This window comes from Micromonospora sp. LOL_021 (assembly GCF_048060215.1).
GTDB lineage: Bacteria > Actinomycetota > Actinomycetes > Mycobacteriales > Micromonosporaceae > Micromonospora_E.
On the sequence record NZ_JBHMIN010000023.1, the window covers coordinates 36,010 to 57,618 of the forward strand.

Annotated in this window: 17 protein-coding genes; 8 read left to right on the forward strand and 9 right to left on the reverse strand. The window is 73.0% G+C overall.

Features of this window, described 5'->3' with window-relative positions; translation table 11 throughout:
• Positions 1–68: 68 nt before the first annotated feature.
• The 3 genes from ACFHWT_RS16690 (at position 69) to ACFHWT_RS16700 (ending at position 6,011) form a co-directional block, all read left to right on the forward strand.
• Positions 69–2,399, forward strand: coding sequence for a LuxR C-terminal-related transcriptional regulator (locus ACFHWT_RS16690; protein WP_416595574.1), 2,331 nt, complete (start codon positions 69–71; stop codon positions 2,397–2,399).
• 164 nt (positions 2,400–2,563) lie between these two features.
• Positions 2,564–4,015, forward strand: coding sequence for a hypothetical protein (locus tag ACFHWT_RS16695; protein ID WP_416595575.1), 1,452 nt, complete (start codon positions 2,564–2,566; stop codon positions 4,013–4,015).
• Between the two features lie 175 nt (positions 4,016–4,190).
• Positions 4,191–6,011, forward strand: coding sequence for a dynamin family protein (locus ACFHWT_RS16700; RefSeq protein WP_416595576.1), 1,821 nt, complete (start codon positions 4,191–4,193; stop codon positions 6,009–6,011).
• A 4-nt stretch (positions 6,012–6,015) separates the two neighbouring features.
• Here the strand turns inward: ACFHWT_RS16700 and ACFHWT_RS16705 are convergent, their stop codons facing one another.
• From ACFHWT_RS16705 to ACFHWT_RS16715, 3 genes are all read right to left on the reverse strand, one after another.
• Positions 6,016–6,720 carry a hypothetical protein gene (locus ACFHWT_RS16705; RefSeq protein WP_416595577.1) on the reverse strand — a complete coding sequence of 235 codons (705 nt, stop codon included), beginning with the start codon at positions 6,718–6,720 and terminating at the stop codon, positions 6,016–6,018.
• Between the two features lie 75 nt (positions 6,721–6,795).
• Complete coding sequence (locus ACFHWT_RS16710; protein WP_416595578.1) at positions 6,796–7,698, reverse strand: ABC transporter permease; 903 nt, start codon at positions 7,696–7,698, stop codon at positions 6,796–6,798.
• Complete coding sequence (locus ACFHWT_RS16715; RefSeq protein ID WP_416595579.1) at positions 7,698–10,583, reverse strand: alpha/beta fold hydrolase; 2,886 nt, start codon at positions 10,581–10,583, stop codon at positions 7,698–7,700. The genes ACFHWT_RS16710 and ACFHWT_RS16715 overlap by 1 nt, the downstream gene beginning before the upstream one ends.
• Positions 10,584–10,658: 75 nt before the next feature.
• Between ACFHWT_RS16715 and ACFHWT_RS16720 the strand changes: the two genes are divergently transcribed.
• The gene (locus tag ACFHWT_RS16720; protein WP_416595580.1) at positions 10,659–12,899 is read left to right on the forward strand and encodes an AAA family ATPase; all 2,241 of its coding nucleotides are present in this window, start codon (positions 10,659–10,661) and stop codon (positions 12,897–12,899) included.
• 70 nt (positions 12,900–12,969) lie between these two features.
• Here the strand turns inward: ACFHWT_RS16720 and ACFHWT_RS16725 are convergent, their stop codons facing one another.
• Together ACFHWT_RS16725 and ACFHWT_RS16730 are read right to left on the reverse strand one after the other, a co-directional pair.
• Positions 12,970–13,491 carry a GNAT family N-acetyltransferase gene (locus tag ACFHWT_RS16725; protein ID WP_123605895.1) on the reverse strand — a complete coding sequence of 174 codons (522 nt, stop codon included), beginning with the start codon at positions 13,489–13,491 and terminating at the stop codon, positions 12,970–12,972.
• A gap of 202 nt (positions 13,492–13,693) precedes the next feature.
• Positions 13,694–14,560, reverse strand: coding sequence for a hypothetical protein (locus tag ACFHWT_RS16730; RefSeq protein ID WP_416595581.1), 867 nt, complete (start codon positions 14,558–14,560; stop codon positions 13,694–13,696).
• 161 nt (positions 14,561–14,721) lie between these two features.
• Between ACFHWT_RS16730 and ACFHWT_RS16735 the strand changes: the two genes are divergently transcribed.
• A complete protein-coding gene (locus ACFHWT_RS16735) occupies positions 14,722–14,934 on the forward strand; it encodes a hypothetical protein (protein WP_282232450.1) in 213 nt (70 codons plus the stop codon).
• A 24-nt stretch (positions 14,935–14,958) separates the two neighbouring features.
• Here the strand turns inward: ACFHWT_RS16735 and ACFHWT_RS16740 are convergent, their stop codons facing one another.
• From ACFHWT_RS16740 to ACFHWT_RS16755, 4 genes are all read right to left on the reverse strand, one after another.
• The gene (locus ACFHWT_RS16740) at positions 14,959–15,402 is read right to left on the reverse strand and encodes a DUF3263 domain-containing protein (RefSeq protein WP_416595582.1); all 444 of its coding nucleotides are present in this window, start codon (positions 15,400–15,402) and stop codon (positions 14,959–14,961) included.
• 52 nt (positions 15,403–15,454) lie between these two features.
• Positions 15,455–16,462 carry an ABC transporter permease gene (locus ACFHWT_RS16745; RefSeq protein ID WP_416595583.1) on the reverse strand — a complete coding sequence of 336 codons (1,008 nt, stop codon included), beginning with the start codon at positions 16,460–16,462 and terminating at the stop codon, positions 15,455–15,457.
• A complete protein-coding gene (locus ACFHWT_RS16750; protein WP_416595619.1) occupies positions 16,459–17,370 on the reverse strand; it encodes an ATP-binding cassette domain-containing protein in 912 nt (303 codons plus the stop codon). The genes ACFHWT_RS16745 and ACFHWT_RS16750 overlap by 4 nt, the downstream gene beginning before the upstream one ends.
• Before the next feature lie 147 nt (positions 17,371–17,517).
• Positions 17,518–18,303: a DeoR/GlpR family DNA-binding transcription regulator gene (locus tag ACFHWT_RS16755; RefSeq protein WP_278171804.1), complete on the reverse strand. Its 786-nt coding sequence runs from the start codon at positions 18,301–18,303 to the stop codon at positions 17,518–17,520.
• Positions 18,304–18,538: 235 nt separating this feature from the next.
• Between ACFHWT_RS16755 and ACFHWT_RS16760 the strand changes: the two genes are divergently transcribed.
• The 3 genes from ACFHWT_RS16760 to nagA are packed head-to-tail and all read left to right on the forward strand — an operon-like array spanning position 18,539 to position 21,602.
• Positions 18,539–19,471 (forward strand): SIS domain-containing protein, encoded by a 933-nt coding sequence (locus ACFHWT_RS16760; RefSeq protein ID WP_416595584.1) that lies wholly within the window; start codon positions 18,539–18,541, stop codon positions 19,469–19,471.
• The gene (locus ACFHWT_RS16765) at positions 19,468–20,460 is read left to right on the forward strand and encodes an ROK family protein (RefSeq protein ID WP_416595585.1); all 993 of its coding nucleotides are present in this window, start codon (positions 19,468–19,470) and stop codon (positions 20,458–20,460) included. The genes ACFHWT_RS16760 and ACFHWT_RS16765 overlap by 4 nt, the downstream gene beginning before the upstream one ends.
• Entirely contained in the window at positions 20,457–21,602 is a 1,146-nt protein-coding gene (gene nagA / locus ACFHWT_RS16770) for an N-acetylglucosamine-6-phosphate deacetylase (protein ID WP_416595586.1), read from the forward strand. The genes ACFHWT_RS16765 and nagA overlap by 4 nt, the downstream gene beginning before the upstream one ends.
• Positions 21,603–21,609 lie beyond the last annotated feature (7 nt).

The window sequence follows — 21,609 nt, forward strand, 5'->3', positions numbered from 1 at the left end:
GCCATGCGTCGGCCTGCGGAGCCGTCCGTACACTGCCTCACTGACGCGGGCAAGGAGGGGCTGCACCGGTGACTGTCGTGGTAGGTGTGGACGGTTCCGGGCGAACGCGCCGGCTGGGCGAGATCGCCACGGCCGCCGGCCGACCGGCCGTACGCGTGACGCCCGCGACAACCGACGACCTGCAGGTTCTCCTCAATCAGGCCCGAGCTGACGACGCCCTGGTCTTGGTCGACGACGCACACCACCTGGAACCGGCTACCTTACGGTCACTGACCGTGGCCGCTCGCGGCGGGGCGTCGATGGCGATCGCCCGGCGTCCCACGATCACCGGTCCGGAACTCGCCGATCTGGACGAGGCGGTCTCCGGACAGGGCCCGGTCGAGCAACTCGGCCCACTCGCGCCGGCCGACCTTGCCGAACTGGCCAAGGAGGTCCTCGGCCGACCGGCCACATCGGAGCAGTTGGCGGCGCTCCAGGTCGCCTCCGCCGGACTGGCCGCCGTCGCCGTCGCGGTCGCCGCCGACCCGTCCGGTACGCCGCCGGCGCTGGTCGCCCGGCTACAGCGTCGATTCGCCGCCGCCGGACGTGACGTCGCCGGGCTGGCCGCGATCCTGGCCCTCGGTTTGGATCTGGCCGACGACGTGGTCTGCGCCGCGACCGGCATGGACCCGGCCGAGGCGGCCGCCACCATGCGATCGCTGCGCGACGAGGGGTTACTCACCCCCGACGGAGAACGGATGATCCCGGCGATCGCCCGCGCCGTGCTGTTCGACCTGCCCCCGTCGGAGCGCCGTCGGCTGCACGAGACCGTGGCCACGGCGCTGCTGGCCACCGGTGCCGACCCAGTCCGCGCCGCCGGACAGCTACGCGCCGCGCGGGCCCGGACCCCGACCGCCGCCAACGTCTACCGGCAGGCCGGCGACCGGTTGCGGTTCACCGACCCGGGCAGCGCACTGACCTGGTACGACGACGCGCTGGACGCCGGCGCCCATCCGTCCACGGTGGCCGCCGGACGGGCCGAGGCGGCCACCCTGCTGGGGGTACCGGTCGACCTGGACGGCCCGGCGGCGGCACCTGCCGACACCGGCCGGATCGCCATGGTCGCCGGGGCGGCGGCGGCGTACGACGGCCGCGCCGGCCGAGCGGCGGAGGCGTTGCTGGGCGCCGACGCCCCCGGCCCGGTCCTCGCGGTTTCGGCGCTGGTGGTCACCGGTCAGCTGGCGGCTGCCCGGACGGCGGCGACCGGATCGGCTCCACTGCCGGTGCGGCGGCTGGCCGACGCGGCGTTGGCGATGACGGATCCGGCGGCGGCGTTGCCGTTGCTGATCGAGGCCGCCGAGAGTTTCGAACAGGCACCGCCCCCAGTCGCCGTACCGGATCTACCGCACGCTCTCGGTGCGCTGGTCGCGGTGGTCGCCGGCGACTCCGCTACCGCCGAGCATCTGCTGGACCGGGCGTCGACCAGCGGGGCCGGTGGCCCCGTCGCACTGGACCGGCACCGGACGTTGCTGGCCTGGGTTCGGATGCGCACCGGCCGGTACGACTCGGCCGTCGCCGAACTGCGCCGGCTGTCCGGCACCACACTGCCCGGCCGGGAACGGCTGATGTACGCCGGGCTCACCGCCGGGATCGCCCGCCGCAGCGGGGACATCGCCCAGCTTCGGGCCGCGTGGTCCGTCGCCGAGCCGGTACTGGCCCGGCGGGCGGTCGACCTGTCCCAGCTGGAAGTGGTCGAGGAGCTGCTGGTCGCCGCCGCCCGGCTGCGCCACCACCAGCGGATCGCGCCGGTCCTGGCCGACCTGGCCGGCATCATCGACCAGCTCGACCGACCGACCGCGTGGGCGGTGTCGCTGGGCTGGATCCGGTTGCAGATCGCGGTCGTGGGCGAGGATCCGACGGCGGCCGCGGCGGCGGCCGACGAGCTGGCCTCACTCGACCCGGCCGGATTCCGGCAACAGGCGCAGTGCCGGGCCGCCGGCCGGTGGGCCGCCGTACTCGCCGGCGAGGTCGACCCGGACGCGGTGCTGGCGGACGCCGCCGAGCTGGCCGCCGCCGAGCTGCCCTGGGAGTCGTCCAGACTGATCGGGCAGGCAGCGGTCCGGACTACCGACGCGTCGGCCGCCCGCCGGCTGCTGGAACGGGCCCGGGAACTGTCCCGGATGGACCCGGTGCCGGACGAGACGCAGCCGGGTGCCTCGCACGGTGGCCTGTCGGACCGGGAGGTCGAGGTGGCCCGGCTGGTGCTGGCCGGCCGAACCCACCGCGAGATCGGGACGCAGCTCTTCCTGTCCCCCAAGACGGTCGAGCACCACGTGGCCCGGATCCGCGGCAAGTTGGGGGTTACCACCCGGGCCGAGATGGTCGCTACGCTGCGAAGTCTGCTTCCCGAGGAGTCCTGACTTGTCGGTTAGCTGACCTGAGCTTGGTGGCACCCCCCTACACCCCCGAACCTGGCAGGGGGGAAGCCCCGATGCGAGGCGCCGGCGTCGACCCGCAGTCTTGTACCTGTCCGGCCGATCGGGACGGACCTAAACACCTACGAACCACGAATTCAGGAGACATCATGGCCGCGGTAGAAGTCACCCCGTTGATCGTCGAGAAGGTCAAGGCGCTGTTCGACAAGGTGTTCAGCAGTGAAGAGGAGACCGCCAAGTTCCTGGCCGACCCGGAGGGCGCGTTCGCCGCCAACGGGATCGAGGCGGAGACGCTCAACGAGCTCGACGTCGACCAGATCGTCAATGACGCGGCGTTCGGCAGCAGCGCAAGCCCGTCCGGTGGGGGCGCCGGAGGGGGCGGCGGCTTCGCCGGCGGCGGGCCCGGTGGCGGTGGCAGCGGCGGGGGCTTCGCTGGCGGGGGGGCCGGTGGAGGCGCCGGTGGGGGCGGCGGCTTCGCTGGAGGGGGCGGCGGCGCCGGTGGGGGCTTCGGCGCCGGCGCCGCCGCCAACGTACCGACCCCGGAGGTCGTGCAGCAGGTGACCCAGGTGACGCAGAACTTCACCAACCAGAACTTCATCGACAACTCGCAGACCTTCACCGACAACTCCACGGAGATCGACAACTCGGTGGACGTCGACGTGGACGGTCCGGTGCTGGGCGACATCGACGTCGACTCCGAGAACCTCAACCAGACCGGGGACGGCAACGTCGCCAACACCGGTGACGGGGACGTCAACGCGGCCACCGGCGACGGGGCGGTGGCGCAGCAGGGCGACGGCGACCAGGTCGCCGCGACCGGCGGGTCGGTAGCGGCCGGCGACGACGCGTTCGGCGTCACCGGCGACAACTCGTCGCTGGAGTTTGTCGACGGCGACAAGGTGATCGCCGACGACGGCGCGGTGGTCGGCACCGGCGGCGGCGACGTGCTCGGTGCGACCGGTGACGGCGCGTTCCTCGGCAACTCCGAGTCCGGCGACGTGGTCGGCAACACCGGCGACAACGCCGTCACCGCAGGCGACGACATCGACGGCGTGGTCAACACCGGCACCAACTCCGGCGTGATCGCCGATGGAGACGTCGACCGGACGGTGCTGGGCGACAACACCGGGATCGTCGCTGACGACGTCGACAAGGCCGTGGTCGGCGACAACAACCAGGCTGCCCAGTTCGACATCGACACCAGCGGGGCGGCCGGCGGCGACGCCAGCGGCACCGGTGGGGCCGGCGGCGTCGGTGGCGACGCCGACGCCGACGGGGGCAGCGGCGGCGACGGCGGCGCACTGGGGCCGATCAACATCAACTTCGGAGGCGGCAGCCAGCAGAACACCACCGACTCGAGGATCGAGGACTCGTCGCTGGCCTCCGGGGGCGACTCGGTCAGCAACCAGGACTCGTTCAACGACCAGTCCACCAACGACTCGTTCAACGACCAGTCGACCGACAACTCGGTGAACACCGACGACTCGTTCAACCAGGAGGACTCGTTCAACACGGAGGACTCGTTCACCACCGATGACTCGTTCAACAACAACAGCACCGCCGAGGCGGACACCACTGCGGACCCGACCCTCGGGGCGTGACCGGGCAACCACAGAGCGGACCGGACGTAGCACGGCGTCCGGCCCGGTGAGCGCCAACATGGCGTGGCAGGTCCGGCCGGGGCCTGCCACGCCATGTTGGCGCTCGCACGTTTCCCGGCTGACCACCGCCTGCTGATCACCGCCTGCCGACACCAACCTCGATCGAGGAGCGACGTTGACCGCGAAAACGACACCCCCTGACGCTGACGGCACGCTGCAACGGGCGACACAGATCGTCGATCTCGCGGTACGCGCCTGCGAGGCGTACGAGCGCCCCGACCTCGGTGGTCGGCTGGCCACCATCCGGCACACCCTGTCCGACCCGGTGGTGCACGTCGTGGTCGTCGGCGAGTTCAAGCAGGGCAAGAGCTCGCTGGTCAACGCGCTGGTCGGGACGAAGATCTGCCCGGTCGACGACGACGTGGCCACCGTCCTGCCGACCTACATCCGGCACGGACCGCAGCCGTCGGCGCAGCTGCTGTTCAGCGACGACCCCGCCCGGCGGGAGCCGCTGCCCATCGACCAGGTGCAGGATGTGGTGCTGGAACGGGCCACCGGCGACGCCACCCCACCCGGGATCGCCGGGGTGGAGGTCCGGCTGCCGCGCAACATCCTGTCGAACGGCCTCGTCATGGTCGACACCCCGGGAGTCGGCGGTCTGGGCTCGGTCCACGCTGCAGCCAGCCTGGCCGCCGCGTCGATGGCCGACGCGCTGCTGTTCGTCACCGACGCCGCCCAGGAGTTGACCCGCAGCGAGCTGGACTTTCTGCGGCAGGCCCACGAGGTGTGCCCGACGGTGGTGTGCGTGATCACCAAGACGGACTTCTATCCACACTGGCGGAAGATCCGGGACCTGGACGAGGGCCACCTGCGCCGCGAAGTCGAAATGCCGATCATCCCGGTCTCCAACGCGCTGCGGCTGCGGGCCGTCGCCGGTAACGACAAGGAACTCAATGCCGAGTCCGGGTTCCCGGATCTGGTCAAGTTCGTGACGCAGCGGGTGGCCGGCGGTGCGGCCTCCCGGGTCGCCGCACAGGCCGCCGCGTCGGTCGTCGGCATCTGCGAGCAGATGGAGAACCAGTTCAAGGCGGAGCACGCTGCGCTCGCCGACCCGGAGGCCGCCGCCACGGTGGTGGCCGAGCTCAACGCGGTCAAGCAGCGGGTCGAGTCACTCAAGGCGGCCGCGGCGAAGTGGCAGCAGACGCTGAGCGACGGGATCTCCGACCTCAACGCTGACGTCGACTACGACCTGCGCGGCCGGCTCCGGCGCATCCTCGAGGAGGCCGACGCCGCGATCGAGGAGATCGACCCCGCCGACGCCTGGGACGAGACCGAACGCTGGTTGCAGGCCAGGGTGTCCAACGAACTACTGGCCAACTACATGATGCTGCGTGACCGGGCGATGAGCCTGAGCGACGACGTGGCCCTGCACTTCCAGGAGGCCGCCGGCGAGGTGCTACGCCACGTCGCGATCCCCGACCCGGTCCCGTTGGTCGGCACCGCACAGGTGGACCACAAGATCGAGTTGGCCAAGATGAAGCTCGGCAAGCAGGCAATGGTGGCGCTCAAGAGCGCCTACGGCGGGGCGCTCATGTTCGTCATGCTCGGTTCGTTGACCGGGATCGCGCTCGGCCCGATCGGTATCGGAATCGGGCTGGTGATGGGCCGCAAGGGCCTGCGCGAGGAGAAGAAGCGGCAACGCGTCAACCGCCAGAACCAGGCGAAGAACGCCGTCCGGCGGTACTGCGACGAGGTCAGCTTCGTGATGACCAAGGACTCCCGGGACACGCTGCGCCGGATTCAGCGCCAGCTCCGCGACCACTACAGCGCGCTGGCCGAGGAGTTGTCCCGGTCGAACGCCAAGGCGCTGGCCGCCGCGTCGGAGGCCGCGCAGCGGACCAAGGCAGAGCGGGAGAGCCGGCTCCGCGATCTGAACGCTGAGCTGGACCGGCTGCGTCAGCTACGCGAGCACGCCACCGCGATCGTCGGCGCCTGACCGGTCAGCCGGCCCCGAGATCGTCGATCTCCGCGGCACCGTCCACCCCGGCGGTGCCCTCGGAGATCGACGGCATCGCCCACGGGTCATCGGACGGTAACGGACCGTCCAGGAGATCCGCCGCATCCGGTTGGCTGTCGTGACTGGCCGGTTCGGCGTCGTCCCCGGTCGGGCCGGCCGGGGACGGGTCGACCGTTGCCGACTCACGATCGTCAACGGTCGGGCCGTCGCCGCGACCGAACGCCGCGTCGATCTCCGGGCCGGCTGCGAAACCCGGGTCGTCGAACCCGGCTGGGGTGTCGAACCCGGGGGTGTCGAACCCGGCGGGGTCGTCGAACCCCGGACCGTCCGGCGGCACGGCGTCGAACCCCGGACCGTCCAGATCCAGCCGGTCGAACGCCGGATCATCCGGCGTCGGAGCGTCGAACGCCGGGGCGGGAGCCGTGGCGAGCAGGTCGAGCGGCGAGGCCAGATCGTCCGGTACGGTGCCGTCGCCGCCGACCTGGCTGTGCGCCGTGACGAACGGGGCCAGATGTTCGGCCACCTCAGCCGGGGCGGTGTCCGCGAAGCTGACCACTGCCTGTGCCAGCAACTCCGGGGAAAGGTCCGCGTAGCCGTTGGCATCGAGCACGGCAGCGACGTCGCTGTGGGCTGCGGCGTCGCCGGGCAGCCCAGCGAAGATCTCATGCAGGGATCGCGCCGGTGCCATGTAACCACTGTAAGAAGAGCACCACCCGGACCGGCAAGGGGGACATCCCCGCCCCGCCCCCTAACCCTGCCACGGTCAGGACGTGACGTCCTTGCGGGTGAACCGCCAGAACGCCAACGACAGGAAGACCGTGGCGTACGCCAACGCCGACACGCAGCCGCGTACCACGTCGTCAGTCTGCATCGGGGTCGACAGCAGCCCCAGCCAGGCGGTGCTGAAATGGGTCGGCAGGAAGTCCCGCAGCACGCCCAGCGCGGTGATCTGGTCCAGGATGCTGGACAGGATCCACAGCAACACCGCGCCGCCGACCGCGCCGAGCGCCGCGTCGGTCGACACCGACAGCAGGAACGCCAGCGACGCCACGATCAGCAGCACCACCGCCAGGTAGCCGAGGATGCCGAGCAGCCGCAGCGTGCCCTCCCCGGCCGCAATCTCGGCAGCCACCGTCGAACGCAGCGGCGACCAGCCGTACCGCAGGGTGCCGACCAGCAGCGCGGTCGCGGCGAGGACCAGGATCGACAACCCGGAGTACGCCAACGCGGCGACCAGCTTCACCGCCAGCAGCCGGGCCCGGGGCACCGGCACGGCCAGCAGATAGCGCAGACTCCCCCAGCTCGCCTCGCTGGCCACCGTGTCGCCACAGAACAACGCCACCGCCACCACCAGCAGGAACGTCGACGACACGAAGATGGTGAACAGGGCGAAGTTCAACCCGCCGGTGGTGGCCAGCTCGACCAGGCTGGCGAACTCGCCGCCGCCGTTGTCGTCGTCACCGTCGTCGAACTCGAAGGCGATCAGCACGATCAACGGCAGCAGCACCATGAAGCCCAAGGTCAGCTGGGTGCGACGGCGGGCCGCCTGGCGGCGTACCTCGGCCCAGAACGGCAAGGTGGCGCGGGCCCGGTAGCCGGCGGCGGCGCCGGACTGGTCGACCGGCCGGTCCGGCTGTCGCACGTCCGGTGATTCGACGGTAGCCATCAGCGGTCCCCGCTTCCCCGTGAGTTCTCGCCGACCAGGGCGAGGAAGGCGTCCTCCAACCGACGACGGGGCACCACCCGGTCCACCGCCACCCCGGCCCGGACCAGCTCCGCGACCACCTCGCTGCGCGGCGTACCGTCGACGTCGACGATCAGCCCGCCGTTGTCGGCGGCGACGGTACGCACCCCGGACAGCCGGTTCAGCACCGCTTCGGCGGCGGTCACGTCCGAGACGTCGAACTGTACGCTCGGCGAATCCCCGACGATGTCGTCAACCGGCCCGGCGGCCACGATCCGGCCCTTGTTGACCACCACCGCATGGGTACAGGTCTGCTCGACCTCGGCGAGCAGATGGCTGGAGACCAGCACCGCCCGCCCACCGGTGGCGTACCGCTTGAGCACCCGGCGCATCTCGGCGATCTGCGGCGGGTCCAGCCCGTCGGTCGGTTCGTCGAGCACCAGCAGCTCCGGCAGCCCGAGCATGGCCTGGGCGATGGCCAGCCGCTGACGCATCCCATGGCTGTAGTTGCGGATCCTGCGGTGAACCGAATCTCCCAGGCCGGCGATCGCCAGGGCCTCGTCGAAGTGCGCGTCGGCCGCCGGGCGTCCGGTGGCCCGCCAGTACGCCCGCAGGTTGTCGATGCCGGACAGGTGCGGCAGGAAGCCGGGCCCTTCGACGAGTGACCCGATCCGCGACAGCACCGGCGCGCCGGGCACCAGCCGGTGGCCGAAGACCAGGATCTCGCCACGGGTCGGCTGGGTCAGCCCCATCAGCACCCGCAGGGTGGTGGTCTTGCCGGCCCCGTTCGGCCCGAGCAGGCCGACGACCTGGCCGCGTTCGACGGTGAAGTCGACCCGCTCGACCGCGACGAACCCGTCCGCGTACTCCTTGCGCAGGTCGCGGACCACCAGTGGGGTCTGCGCGTGCGCGGCGTCGACGGTGTGGTCGGTGCGCCGCTGCCGCAGCCGCACCACGGCGAGGACCACGACCAGTCCGACGGCGATCGCGGCGACCAGTCCGGCGAGCACCCAGCGCCACAGCGCCGCCGAGGTGGCGATCGGCTCACCGGCCACCTGCGGCAGGACGACCGACGCGCGGTCGGTCCCCCCGGCCGCGGTGCCCGTCCCGCCGAGGCCGGAGCCGACCGCCACCGTGTAGACGGTCGGCTCGACCGGGGTGGCGTACGCCTGGTCGGAGGTGGCGACCACGATCCGCAGCCGGTTGCCGGCCTCGAACCGGTGCACGATCGCCGGCAGGGTCACCTCGACCGGTCGCGCCTGGGCTATGTCCGCCGGCAGGCCGGTCAGCCGGACCGGGGCGACCAGCCCACCGGGCAGGCTCATCGCGCCGTCCGGGTCGACGTCGTACAGCTTGACGAACAGCACCGCCTCACCGGTTGCCGACGCGGCCCGGACGGTCACCGTCGGCGCGCCGACCACGTCGACCGGCTCGGCCAGCGGCGCCGAGTCGAAATGGCTGTGCTGGCCGGGCAGTTCGCTGACCACACCACCGGCCACGCCGCCGAGCGCACCGGCCAGCCCGCCGGCCAACGGCAGCGAGGAGATCGCCGCCGGGTTGCCGGCCGGCGGGTTCACGATCGGCTGCGGCGAACCGCTGACGGTGACCGACGTCGCGCCGGTACCGGCGGTGCCGGGGTAGTCGGTGATCCGGTAGCCGGTAGCTACCAGTCCCCGGTCCATCGCGTCGAAGCCGGCGATCCGCGACCAGGTGAAGCTGCCACCCGGGGCGTCGCCGTCCCCGGCGACGTGGTGGTCCAGCCACTGCGCGGTGAGGAACTTGACCCGGTCCTGGTCGGTCTGCGGACCGCTGCCGCCGTCGTGACCGCCGGTGTACCAGGCGACCCGCACCGGGGTGCCGTTCGCAGCGATGCCCCGGGCGTTCGCGTCGGCCTGGGCCAGCGGGAACAGCGTGTCCGCCGTGCCCTGGATCAGCAGCGTCGGCGCGGTGATCCGGTCCAGCACCCGGGCCGGGCTGGACCGCTGCAGCAACGCCACCGCCGCTGGGTCCCCCCGGCCGGTGGTGGCGATCCGCAGGTACGCGGCGCACACGTCGGCGGCGAACCTTCCGCACTGCGGATCGAGCCCACCCAGATCCGCCGGCACCCCCGGCCCGCCGACGCCGGTCGGCGCCCCCGGCGGGCCAGCCGGGTCGGCCGGCATTCCCGGCCCGCCGGCGGGTGCCCCGGCGCTGCCGAAGAACAGCCCGGCCCAGCCTTTCTTGAACACCCCGTCGACCGGATCGCCGCCGGTCGACTCCGGCAGGAACGCACCGGCCAGGTCGTTCCAGGTGATCATCGGCACGATCGCGTCGACCCGGTCGTCGGCGGCGGCCAACAGCAGCGCCAACGCGCCGCCGTACGAGCCGCCCACGACCCCGACCTGCGGGTCTCCGGCGGCGTCGGTACGCACCTCGGGGCGCTGCGCCAGCCAGTCGAGCAGCCGGGCGGCGTCGCGCACCTCGTGGTCGGGGCTGTTCAGGTGGATCTGTCCGCCGCTGGCCCCGAACCCGCGCGCCGAGTACGCCAGCACCGCGTACCCGAGGGTGGCCAGCTCCTCGGCGTCGGCGGCCACCGACTGCTTGGAGCCGCCGAAGCCGTGGGCGAGCAGCACCGCCGGCACCGGATCGGCCGCCGAGGCCGTCTCCGGCAGGTAGAACGTGGTGTCCAGGTCGACCGGCTGGTCACCGTCCGGGCCGGAGCGGACCGTGAGCCGCTGCTCGGTCACCGCGTACGGCACCGACGCGGGCCAGACCGCCCAGGTGACCACCCCGGCGACCAGGGCGAGCGCGAGCAGCCCGCCGGCCAGCCGCCGCTGGTTCGCCCCAGGCAGGACCCGACGCAGCCGTGTGGACAAGGGAGTCGGCATGTGCCACACGGTACGGCCACCGCCCGCCGGCCAGCTGTGAACCCTCTCAGCCGCAGCGGTGGATAGGCTCGGCGGGTGGCCGACCCTGAACTGACCTTGACCGCGAGCCTGCGGCCCGCCGCGTTGGACGCCCGCCGGGGCATCGTCCGGCTGCACCCGGAGGTGCTGGCCGCGCTCGGCGTCACCGCCGGCACACCGGTGCGGCTGACCGGGCGACGCAGCACCGCTGGGGTCGCGGCCCGCGCCGAGGCCGGCGCCAGCCGCGCCCTGCTGTACGCCGACGACCTGACCCTGGGCAACCTCGGGGTCCGCGACGGCGGTCAGGTCACCGTGACCCCGGTACCGGAGACGGCCGCCCGCCGGGTGGCCCTGGACGGACCGGTCGAGATCGTCGCGGTGGTCAGCCCGGAGATGCTGCGGCTGGCCCTGCTCGGCAAGGTGGTCACCGGCGGTGACGACGTGTCGCTGCTGCCACAGGACGTCTTCTCCGACTCGGCGCACCGCGGCCTGATGGAGGCGGCCCGGCGCAGCCTCGCCAACGTCGTCGGGTACGCCTGGACCAGCACCCTGCTGACGGTCACCGATGCCGAGCCGGCCGACCCGGCCCGGACCGGGGACCCGGTGCTCGTCACGATGGACACCGTGGTGGCCTGGCGGCACGGGCCAGCCACCCACGGGTCCTCCGGGGAGGAGGTCCGCCCGGCCGGGCCGGTGTCGCCGGCACCGGCACCGGACTTCGTCGACGAGCCGGCACCCAACCTGGACGACCTGCCCGGCCTGCGGGCCCAGGCACACGAGCTGACCGAACTGCTCGACCTCGGCTTCCACCATCGGGAGGTGCTGGACCGGCTGGGCACCACGGTCTCGCTCGGCGTACTGCTCAGCGGGCCGGCCGGGTCCGGCAAGTCGGCGCTGGTCCGTGCAGTCGCCGCCGACCTGGACGCCCGGGTGGAGACGCTCTGGGCGCCGGAGATCGCCGCGCTCGCCAACGACGCCGCGGCGCAGCGGCTGCGGCGGGCCGCCGAGTCGGTACGCCGTGGGGACGCCGCGGTGCTGCTGATCGCCGACGTGGACGCGATCGCGCCCCGCGACGAGCCGGGTCCGTTGTCGACCGTGTTCCGGCAGCTGCTGGCCGAGACGGTGGCCGCCGGGGCGGCGGTGGTCTGCACCACCAGCCACCCGGAGGCGCTGGACCCCGGGCTGCGCGGCCCGGACCTGCTGGCCGTGCAGGTCGCGGTGCCGCTGCCGGACGCCGCGATGCGTCGGGAGCAGCTGGCCGTGCTGACCCGGGGCATGCCGTTGGAGGACGACGTCCGGCTCGACGACGTCGCCGGGCGTACCCCCGGGTTCGTCGCCGCCGACCTGGCCGCGCTGACCCGCGAAGCCGGGGTACGGGCGGCGCTGCGGCAGAAGTCGGCGGAGACGCCGATGGTGGCCGCCGCCGACTTCGAGGCCGCGCTGGAGGTGGTCCGACCCACCTCGATGGCGACGTCCACGCTGGAGCTGGCGCGGGTGACCCTGGACGACGTCGGCGACATGGCCGAGGTCAAACAGATGCTGACCGAGTCGGTGCTCTGGCCGTTGACCTACCCGGACACCTTCGCCCGGTTGGGCGTGCAGCCGCCGCGCGGGGTGCTGCTCTACGGTCCGCCGGGCTGCGGCAAGACGTTCCTGGTGACCGCGCTGGCCGGCACCGGAAAGGCGAACGTGCTGTCGGTCAAGGGCGCCGAGCTGCTGTCGAAGTGGGTCGGGGAGAGCGAACGGGCGGTCCGCGAACTGTTCCGCCGGGCCCGCGAGGCAGCGCCGACCCTGGTGTTCCTGGACGAGGTGGACGCCCTGGCCCCGGTACGCGGGCAGGCATCCGACGGCGGCACCACCGACCGGGTGGTCGCCGCGCTGCTCACCGAACTGGACGGGGTCGAGGCGCTGCGCAACGTCGTGGTGATCGGTGCGACGAACCGGCCGGACCTGGTCGACCCGGCGCTGCTACGGCCGGGCCGGCTGGAGCGGCTGGTGTACGTACCGCCGCCGGACGGTGCCGCGCGCACCGAGATCCTCAAGGCGGCGGCGAAGTCGGTGCCGCTCGCCGACGACGTGGACCTGACCGGGCTCGCCGGGTCGTTGGACGGCTTCTCGGCGGCGGACTGTGCCGCGCTGGTCCGCGAGTCGGCGCTGGCCGCGATGCGGGAGTCGTTGGAGGCGTCGTCGGTGACCGCCGCGCATGTCGCGGCGGCCCGGGACCGGATCCGGCCGTCGCTGGACCCGGCGCAGGTGGCCTGGCTGGCCGCGTACGCCGAACAGCAGTCCGCCCGGTAGGGACGGCGTCGCGCCCCTGAAGTGCCGCTGCGCGCCAGACGCGCCGGTATACCCGGACGGCGCGCCCGGATCAGCCGGCCAGGTCGGTGGTGAACGCCTCGTCCAGCCAGAACCGGGCGTGCACCTGGCCCTGCTCGACCCCGATGATCGCGCCGCACCGGCGCAGCAGGTTGATCGCCGACCGGTTGGCCGGTGTGGTCCGGGCGATGACCAGGTGGGCACCGAGCCGGACCGCTTCGTCCAGCACCGCGCGTAGCGCGGCGGAGCCGATCCCCCGCCCACGGGCGGACCGGCCGAGCCAGATGCCGGTCTCCACGACGGAAGGGGTGTCGAGCCGGCTGAGCCGGATGCCGCCGACCACGTCCCCGCCGACGGTGACCGCGTAGACGATGGTGCCGGCGGGCCCGAACTGCCCGCCGCCGAAGTGGGACCGGTAGAACGTGCGAAAGGCGTCCCGGCGGGCGGCGGTCCAACCGGCCGGGCCGGGCACCGGCGGCATCACCTCACCCGGCTCGGCTTCAGCCACGGCGGCGGAGAGCAACGGCTCCAACAGGTCGTCGCTCATCGGGGTCAACCGCACGTCGTGCCGCACGGCGGTAGTCTCCCAGGCCGGTGCCGACTCCGCCTTACTCATTCCGCACCTCCCGTCTACCCAGCTACCGGCCCCTGAGACGGATATTTGCTCAGTTCCAGCGCTGCCGAAACGACCTTCGGGACACCGGTCACCCGTCGGCTGGCGGCCCCGGTCCAGCCCGCCAGCTGTTGTCCCAGCTCAGTAGCATCGACAGACCGAGTCAGCCGGTATCGAAAAGACAAAATATCGCCGTGGCGTCGTCGTGCCGCTTGTGCCCGGTCGCCCGATCCGGCTCGGCGGTCTCGGCGGCCCGTACCTGGCGGATCAACTCGGCCGACCCGGCTTCGGCGAGCAGATCCATCAGCTGCGGCCAGCTGTACAGCCCGAACCGTTCGACGGCCCGGGTCGCCCCGTCGCTGAGCAGCGCCGCCCGGGTGATCCGGCCCGGTCCGGTCAGTGGCAGGGTGCCGCAGAGCGCCCGCTCGGCCGCGGCCGGGTCGGCGGCGGCCACCCAGTATCCGTCCGGCTGGTTCATCCACTGCCGCTGCCACCGTACGGCCCGGTGGTAGCGGTGCCGCGGGTCGTCGGTGGCCGGCGGATCGTGCTGTCCGCGCAGCCTGGCCATGGTGTCGGCCAACCGGTTGTCGGCCACCACACCGACCTGCCCGGCCGCTTCGAAGACCAGTGGACTGTCGCACAGCACCAGGTAGTCCAGGTGTCCACCGGAGCGGCGCAGCAGGCACACCGTGGCTGACGGGGTGCCCGGGTGGTCCACGTCGCAGGTGGCCGCGTGGTCGTCGCGGACCGCCCGGATCGCCTCGGCGAGCAACCCGGCCAGCGACGCGGCCGGCGTAGCGGCGCTGGCCAACCCGAGCCGGGCGGCTAGCCGGCGTACGTACCAGGCCGGCCCGTGGCTGCAGCCGGTGTCGAAGCCAGCCGGGGCGGTGGCACCGTCCAGCACGCCGATCAGGTCTCCGTACTGCAGGATCTGGTCCTCGTTGTCCGATTGTCCGGGCGCGGCGACCGAGCAGGCGTCCACCCGCATCGTCGGCAGGTCGGCCGGCGGGGCCGACGACCGGCTCGTCACCGCCGGCGCCGGAGTCGGCCGGGAATCACCCTGAGCATCTCTCACCAACTCTCGGAATCCGGTCCGTCACCGACGGTAGCTTGACCGGTAGGTGGGTGTCGAGGATCGCGAGCCGCGCGGCGCACGTGACAACGGCGCCCGGGACACAGGGGGGACCACAGATGTTGCGTCAACTGCACGAAAAGGGCCTGCGGGCCGAACACATGTACGTCGCCGGCATCGTCAGCATCGGGATCTCGCTGACCAGCTGGGTGCTGTCCAAGCGGTTCGAGGCGGCGGGCGTCGACCGGGCCGACCGGTGGGGCATCTTCGTCGGCGAATGGGCACCGACGTTCATCGCGCTCGGCAACGGGCTCAAGATGTACGAAAAGTGACTGGCCCGCTCGCACCGGGGCGGCTCAGCCGCGCCGGGCCCGCGACCTGGCCGCCCGCAGCCGGCGGAGCCGGGCCACCAGCACCGGTTCGACGGCCAGCGCGGCCGGGTTGTCCAGCAGCTGGTTGAGCAGCTGGTAGTAGCGTGTGGCGGAAAGCCCGAAGGTGTCCCGGATCGACTGTTCCTTGGCGCCGGCGTGTTTCCACCACTGCCGTTCGAAGTCGAGGATCCGCTGCTCACGCTCGGACAGCCCGGTCGCGGCCGGGCCGGCGGCAGCCGTACCGCCGACGGGGTCGGCACCGACCGGCTCGGTGCCGGCGTCGTCGGATTCCCGGCCGTCGAGCGGCTCGCCGCGTTGCCGGGGAACGCCGGCGGTCGTCCGGGGAACCGGCCCGGCGCCCGGTCCGGTCCGGGGTTCGTCAGCAGCCGGCACCTCACCAGGGTAATCGCCCACCCGACGGGTACGCATCCGCCGGTTTGCGCGGATCCGGCGTGTCGGCCGGCGGACGCCGCACCCCGGCTCAGCTGACGTCGCGCCGACGCACCGTCCACGCCGCGACGACCGACACCAGCAGCACCACCGCCGCCATCAGCACACCGGTGTGCAGCCAGGTCAGTTCCGTGGTCGGCGGTACGCAGCCGGGCTGCCCGTCGCACGCCTGCCAGCTGGTCAGCTCGATCGACGAGTCCATCCAGGCGATCCAGTACACCGGCAGCACCCACGCCTCGGTGAAGGTGGCGTCGGTCACGTCGGCGAGGAAACTCAACGCGGACTGGCCCAGCACCAGTACGGCGAGGACGCCGCCGAGCGCCAACGCGGTGTGCCGGCCGATCGCGGCCAGCCCGAAGCCGACCGTGGCCGCCGCGACGACCAGCACCACCACCCGCAGCTCAGTCAACGCGACGGACCGCCAGGCACCGGCGGTCATCTCGGCGGTCGAGCCACGCCACACGGCGGTCGCCCAGTGCGCCGCCGTCCACATCAGCACGGCGGGCACGGTCACCGCCAGTACGCCGGTCAGCAGCGCGGCCAGCTTGGTGAACAGGACACGGAGCCGGCGCGGCCGCCACAGCAGCAGGTTCATCATCGCGCCGGAGGTCCACTCGGCACCGATGAACGACGCCCCGGCTGCGAAGAACACCAGGGTGGACAGGGTCGCGAAGACGTACAGGGTGGCTGGAAAATCGCTGTGGTAGGTGAACGTCGCCGGCAGGTACGGCTCGGCCGGGTACATGTCCCGGGTCGGTGCCACGATGTCGGCGCAGTTCGGTGGGAACCGGTTCGTATCGGCGCCGCTGCTCTGGCTGCGCTCGCACTCGGCCCGCCACTGCTCGGCCCATTCGACCTGGGCCCGGTACTCGGCCTCGGCGGTGCGTTCGGCTTCGGCGTACGCCGCCGGGCCGATCTTCTGGTTGCCGAGGAACGTCCCGACGGCGATCGCGACCAGCAGCAGCAGCGCGGCGGCCACCAGGTAGCGGACGAAGCGCCGTTTGCCGAGGCGGCGCAGCTCGGCCCGGTACAGATTCATCGCCCAACTCCCGTCTGGTCGGCGTCGGCCGTCTGATCGGCGTCGGTTCGGTCGGCCTCGGTGCGGTCGGCCTCGGAGGTCAGCTGAAGGAAGACACTTTCCAGGTCGGCGGTGACCGGGGTCAGTTCGCTGACGTACAGGCCAGCGGCGGCGAGAGTACGGGTGACCCGGGCCGGCTGGTCGACCCCGTGCACCAGCAGATGGTCGGCGTGCCGGGTGACGGTGACCGGTGCGCCGTCAACGGCGCTCAGGGCCGTCTCGGCGGCCGGCAGGTCGGCGGCGGCCTCCAGGCGTACCCGCAGACCGCCGCCGGAGTGCGCGGCCAGCACCTCGGCGACCGGTCCGGCGGTGACCCGGCGGCCCCGCGAGATGATCGTCACCGAGTCGCAGATCACCTGGATCTCGCCGAGAATGTGGCTGGACAGCACCACGGTGGTGCCGGCGGCGACCAGGTCACGCATCAGGGTGCGCATCTCCCGGATGCCGGCCGGGTCCAGGCCGTTGGCCGGCTCGTCGAGGATCAGCAGTGCCGGTTCCTTGAGCAGCGCCGACGCGACGGCCAGCCGTTGACGCATGCCGAGCGAGTAGGTGCGGACCCGCTCGCCGGCCCGGTCGGCGAGGCCGACGAGGTCCAGCACCGCCGGCACCCGGTGCGGCGCCAAGCCGCCGGCCTGAGCGAGCAGCGACAGCGTGTCCCGGGCGGTGAAGTGCGGAAAGAACTGTGGACTCTCCACGATGGCGCCGACCCGGCCGATCACCTCCGGCAGCTGCCGCGGGACCGGCTGGCCGAGGATCGCCATCCGGCCGCCGCTCGGCGCGACCAGGCCGAGCAGGGTACGCAGTGTGGTGGTCTTGCCGGATCCGTTCGGGCCCAGGAAGCCGTGCACCTGGCCGGCCTCGACCCGCATGTCGAAGCCGTCGACGGCATGCCGGATCCCACGTCGACGGCTGCGGTAGGTCTTACGCAGCCCGGAAATCTCCAGTACGGCCGTCATCCGCCACCTCCGCCGCGCGCCCGCCGTCGAAACCAGGACACACCATACGGGACTGACGGCTCAGGCGGTGACCACCGTCACGCCGAGTTCGCGGAAGGCGGCGACCGTGCCGGGCTCGGCACCGGAGTCGGTGATCAGGGTCTCCACCCGGTCGATCGGGCAGATCCGGGCGAAGGCGTGTCCGCCCAGCTTCGACCCGTCAGCGATGATCACCACCCGCTTGGCGCGGGCCACCATGAGCGCGTTCATCGACGCTTCGCCTTCGTGGTGGGCGGCGGCGCCGAGCTGCGGGTCGATCGCGTCGACGCCGAGCAGCGCGACGTCCAGGGTGACCTCCCGCAGCAGCGCGCCGCCGAGCGGCCCGACCAGTTCGAACGACTGCGGACGGACCACCCCGCCGGCGACGACGATCTTCATCCGGGAGCGGACCAGCAGCTCGTTGGCGATGTTCAGCGCGTTGGTGACCACGGTCAGCTGGGCGCCGTCCGCGCTGGTGTTCAGATCCGGGCGTACGGCGAGCGCGCGGGCCACCTCGGTGGTGGTGGTGCCGCCGTTGAGTCCGACGACCATGCCGGGTTCGACGAGCGCGGCGGCGGCCGTGCCGATGCGCTGCTTCTCCGCCGAGTGCTTGGCGGTCTTGTAGCGCAGCGGCAGGTCGTAGGAGACGCCGTTGGCGACCGCGCCGCCCCGGGTGCGGGTGATCATCTGTTGCTGGGCGAGCTGGTCGAAGTCGCGGCGGATGGTGGCCTGGGAGACGTCGAGGCGGGTAGCGGCGTCCTCGACGGTGATCCGGCCGCTGTCGGTGAGCAGTTCCAGCAGCGCGTTCCAGCGTGCGTACCGATCCATACCGCCCCTTCCCACGCCTCGCCGCCTACCACGCCCAGCTGCGCGGATGGTGACCAGTTTGCTGCACACTAATGCGCGAAACGCCCGCCAGGCAAAACCTCTGGCTGCGCGATCGGGCATCACCCCAGCCCGGTTGTTGCCACCCGGTCACCACAACGCGCACAATGACGCGCGAAAAGGTGCCAGTTCGAGCCCGAACGAGCACCGCTGCTTGTGGTCAGCGAGGAGTGTCGCGATGAGCTACGTCGACGCCGAGATCGCCAGCCAGCCGGATTGCTGGCGCCGGGCGGCCGCACAGGCCGCTGACACCCCCGCACCGGCGCTGCCCCGCACCGGCGAGCGGGTCGCCGTGGTCGGCTGCGGCACCTCCTGGTTCATGGCGATGGCGTACGCCGGGCTGCGGGAGCGGGCCGGCCACGGTGAGACCGACGCCTTCCAGGCCTCCGAGTTCCCCGCCGGCCGGCACTACGACCGGATCATCGCGATCAGTCGATCAGGCACCACCACCGAGATCACCGATTTGCTCGCCGCCGTCGACGACCCGCAGCGCATTACGGTGCTCGTCGGCGACCCCGGCTCCCCCGCCGCCCAGCTCGCCGGCCACGTCGTCGCGCTGCCGTACGCCGACGAGCGGTCCGTGGTGCAGACCCGCTTCGCCACCAGCGTGCTGGCGCTGCTGCGGGCCCACCTCGGCGCGGACGTCGCGGCGATCGCCGCCGACGCCGAGGTCGCCGTCCGGGCCCGGCTGCCGATCGACCCGGCACTGATCGACCAGGCCACCTTCCTCGGCCGGGGCTGGACCGTCGGCCTGGCCCACGAGGCGGCGCTGAAGTGCCGCGAGGCCGCCGTCTTCTGGTCCGAGGCGTACCCGGCGATGGACTACCGGCACGGGCCGATCGCGATCGCCGGGCCGGGCCGGATGGTGTGGGCGTTCGGCGAGATCCCCGACCACCTGGCCGACGACGTGGCGGCGACGGGCGCGGCGTTCGTGCACAGCCGGACCAACGGCGTGTACGCCGTCCTCGACCGGTGGGCCGCCGGACGCCGCCCGCTCGACCCGATGGCCGACCTGATCCTCGCCCAACGGTTCGCGGTGGCTCTCGCAGCCAGCCGTGGGCTCGACCCGGACAACCCGCGCCATCTGACCCGGTCGGTCGTGCTGACGTGACGCTGCCCGGCGGAGCCGGCCCGTCAACGCCCGGACCGTCCGACGAGGTCGTCATCGCGTTGGACGTCGGCGGTACCGGCATCAAGAGCGCCCTGGTCGGGCTGACCGACCAGGCGGTGCGGCACACCGAACGGCGACCGACCGCGGCGGCCCGGGGACCGGCCGCCGTCGTCGACACCATCTGCGACCTCGCCGGGCAGCTCGCCGACACCGCCCGCGCCGACGGGCGCACCCCGGTCGCGGTCGGCGTCGCCGTACCCGGGGTCGTCGACGAGTCGGCCGGCGTCGCGGTCTGGTCGGCCAACGTCGGCTTCCGCGACGTACCGCTGCGTGACCTGGTGGCCGCCCGGGTCGGGCTGCCGACGGCGCTCGGCCACGACGTACGGGCCGGCGGGATCGCCGAGGCCCGGATCGGTGCCGGGCAGGGCAGCCGGCACGTGCTGTTCGTGGCGATCGGCACCGGCATCGCGGCCGCCGCCGTCGTCGACGGGGCCGGCTACCCCGGCGCGCACGGCGCGGCCGGCGAACTCGGCCACGTGGTGGTCCGCCCCGACGGGCCGGCCTGCGGCTGCCGGCAGACCGGCTGCCTGGAGGCGGTCGCGTCGGCGTCGGCGATCACCCGCCGGTACGCCGACCAGGCCGGCCACCGGCCCGACGGTGCCGCCGAGGTGGCCCGGCTGGCCGCCGCCGGCGACCCGACCGCCGGCCGGATCTGGGCCGACGCGGTCGACGCGCTCGCCGACGGCCTGCTGATCGGCCAGGCGATGTTCGACCCCGAACTGGTGGTGCTGGGCGGCGGGCTGGCCGAGGCCGGCGACCAGCTGCTCGCACCGCTGGACGCCGCCGTTCGCCGCCGGGCCACCTTCCACCGGCTGCCCCGGCTGGTCCGGGCCGCGCTCGGCGACGAGGCCGGCTGCCTCGGTGCCGCGCTGCTCGCGGCGGACCTGGTCGAGCGGGCCGCCGAGCCGGTCGATCGGGCCGCCCGATGAGGGTCGAGGGCCGGCTGGTCACCCCCGACGGGGTACGCGACCACGGCCGCCTGACCGTCGACGGCGACACGATCACCGAGGTGGCGACGACCGGCGTTGGCCGGCCCGGGGGGTCGGCGTCGGCGTCAGCAGCGTCGGCGTCGGCGTCGGCGTCGGGCTGGATCGTGCCGGGCTTCGTCGACATCCACAACCACGGCGGCGGCGGACACACCTTCACCACCGGCGACCCAGACTCGGCCCGTCGGGCCGCCGCCTTCCACCTGGCCCACGGCACCACCACCCTGCTGGCCAGCCTGGTCAGCTCGCCGGTCGAGCTGATGCGCCACGCCGTCACCCGGTTCGCCCCGCTGGTCGCCGACGGCACTCTCGCCGGACTGCACTTCGAGGGCCCCTACCTGTCGGTCGTGCGGTGCGGGGCGCAGAACCCGGCGTACCTGCGCGACCCGGAGCCGGACGAACTGGCCGGGCTGCTCGACCTCGGCGGCGGCGTGATCCGGATGGTCACCCTGGCCCCGGAACGGACCGGCGCGCTGGCCGCGATCGCCCTCCTGGTCGACGCCGGGGTGGTCGCCGCGATCGGCCACACCGACGCCGGCTACGACCAGACCCGGGCGGCGATCGACGCCGGCGCCACCGCCGGTACGCATCTGTTCAACGGCATGCGGCCGCCGCACCACCGCGAACCCGGCCCGGTGTTCGCCCTGCTCGGCGACGACCGGGTGACCTGTGAACTGATCGCCGACGGGGTGCACCTGCACGACGGCACCCTCACCTTCGCCGCGTCGGTCGGCGGCCCGGACCGGGTCGCCCTGGTCACCGACGCGATGGCCGCCGCCGGGATGCCCGACGGCGCGTACGAACTCGGCGGTCAGGCGGTGACGGTGTCCGGCTCCGTCGCCCGGCTGGCCCGCGACGGGTCGATCGCCGGCAGCACGCTGACCATGGACGCGGCGCTGCGTCGGGCGGTCGCCGCCGGCATCGACATCGTCGACGCCGTACGGATGGCAGCGACCACCCCGGCGGCGACGGTCGGCCTGGCCGGCGCGGTCGGCGCGATCGCCCCCGGTCACCGGGCCGACCTGGTCGAGCTCGACGACGACCTGCGGGTACGCCGGGTGATGCGCGCCGGCGTCTGGCAGTGAGCTGCGG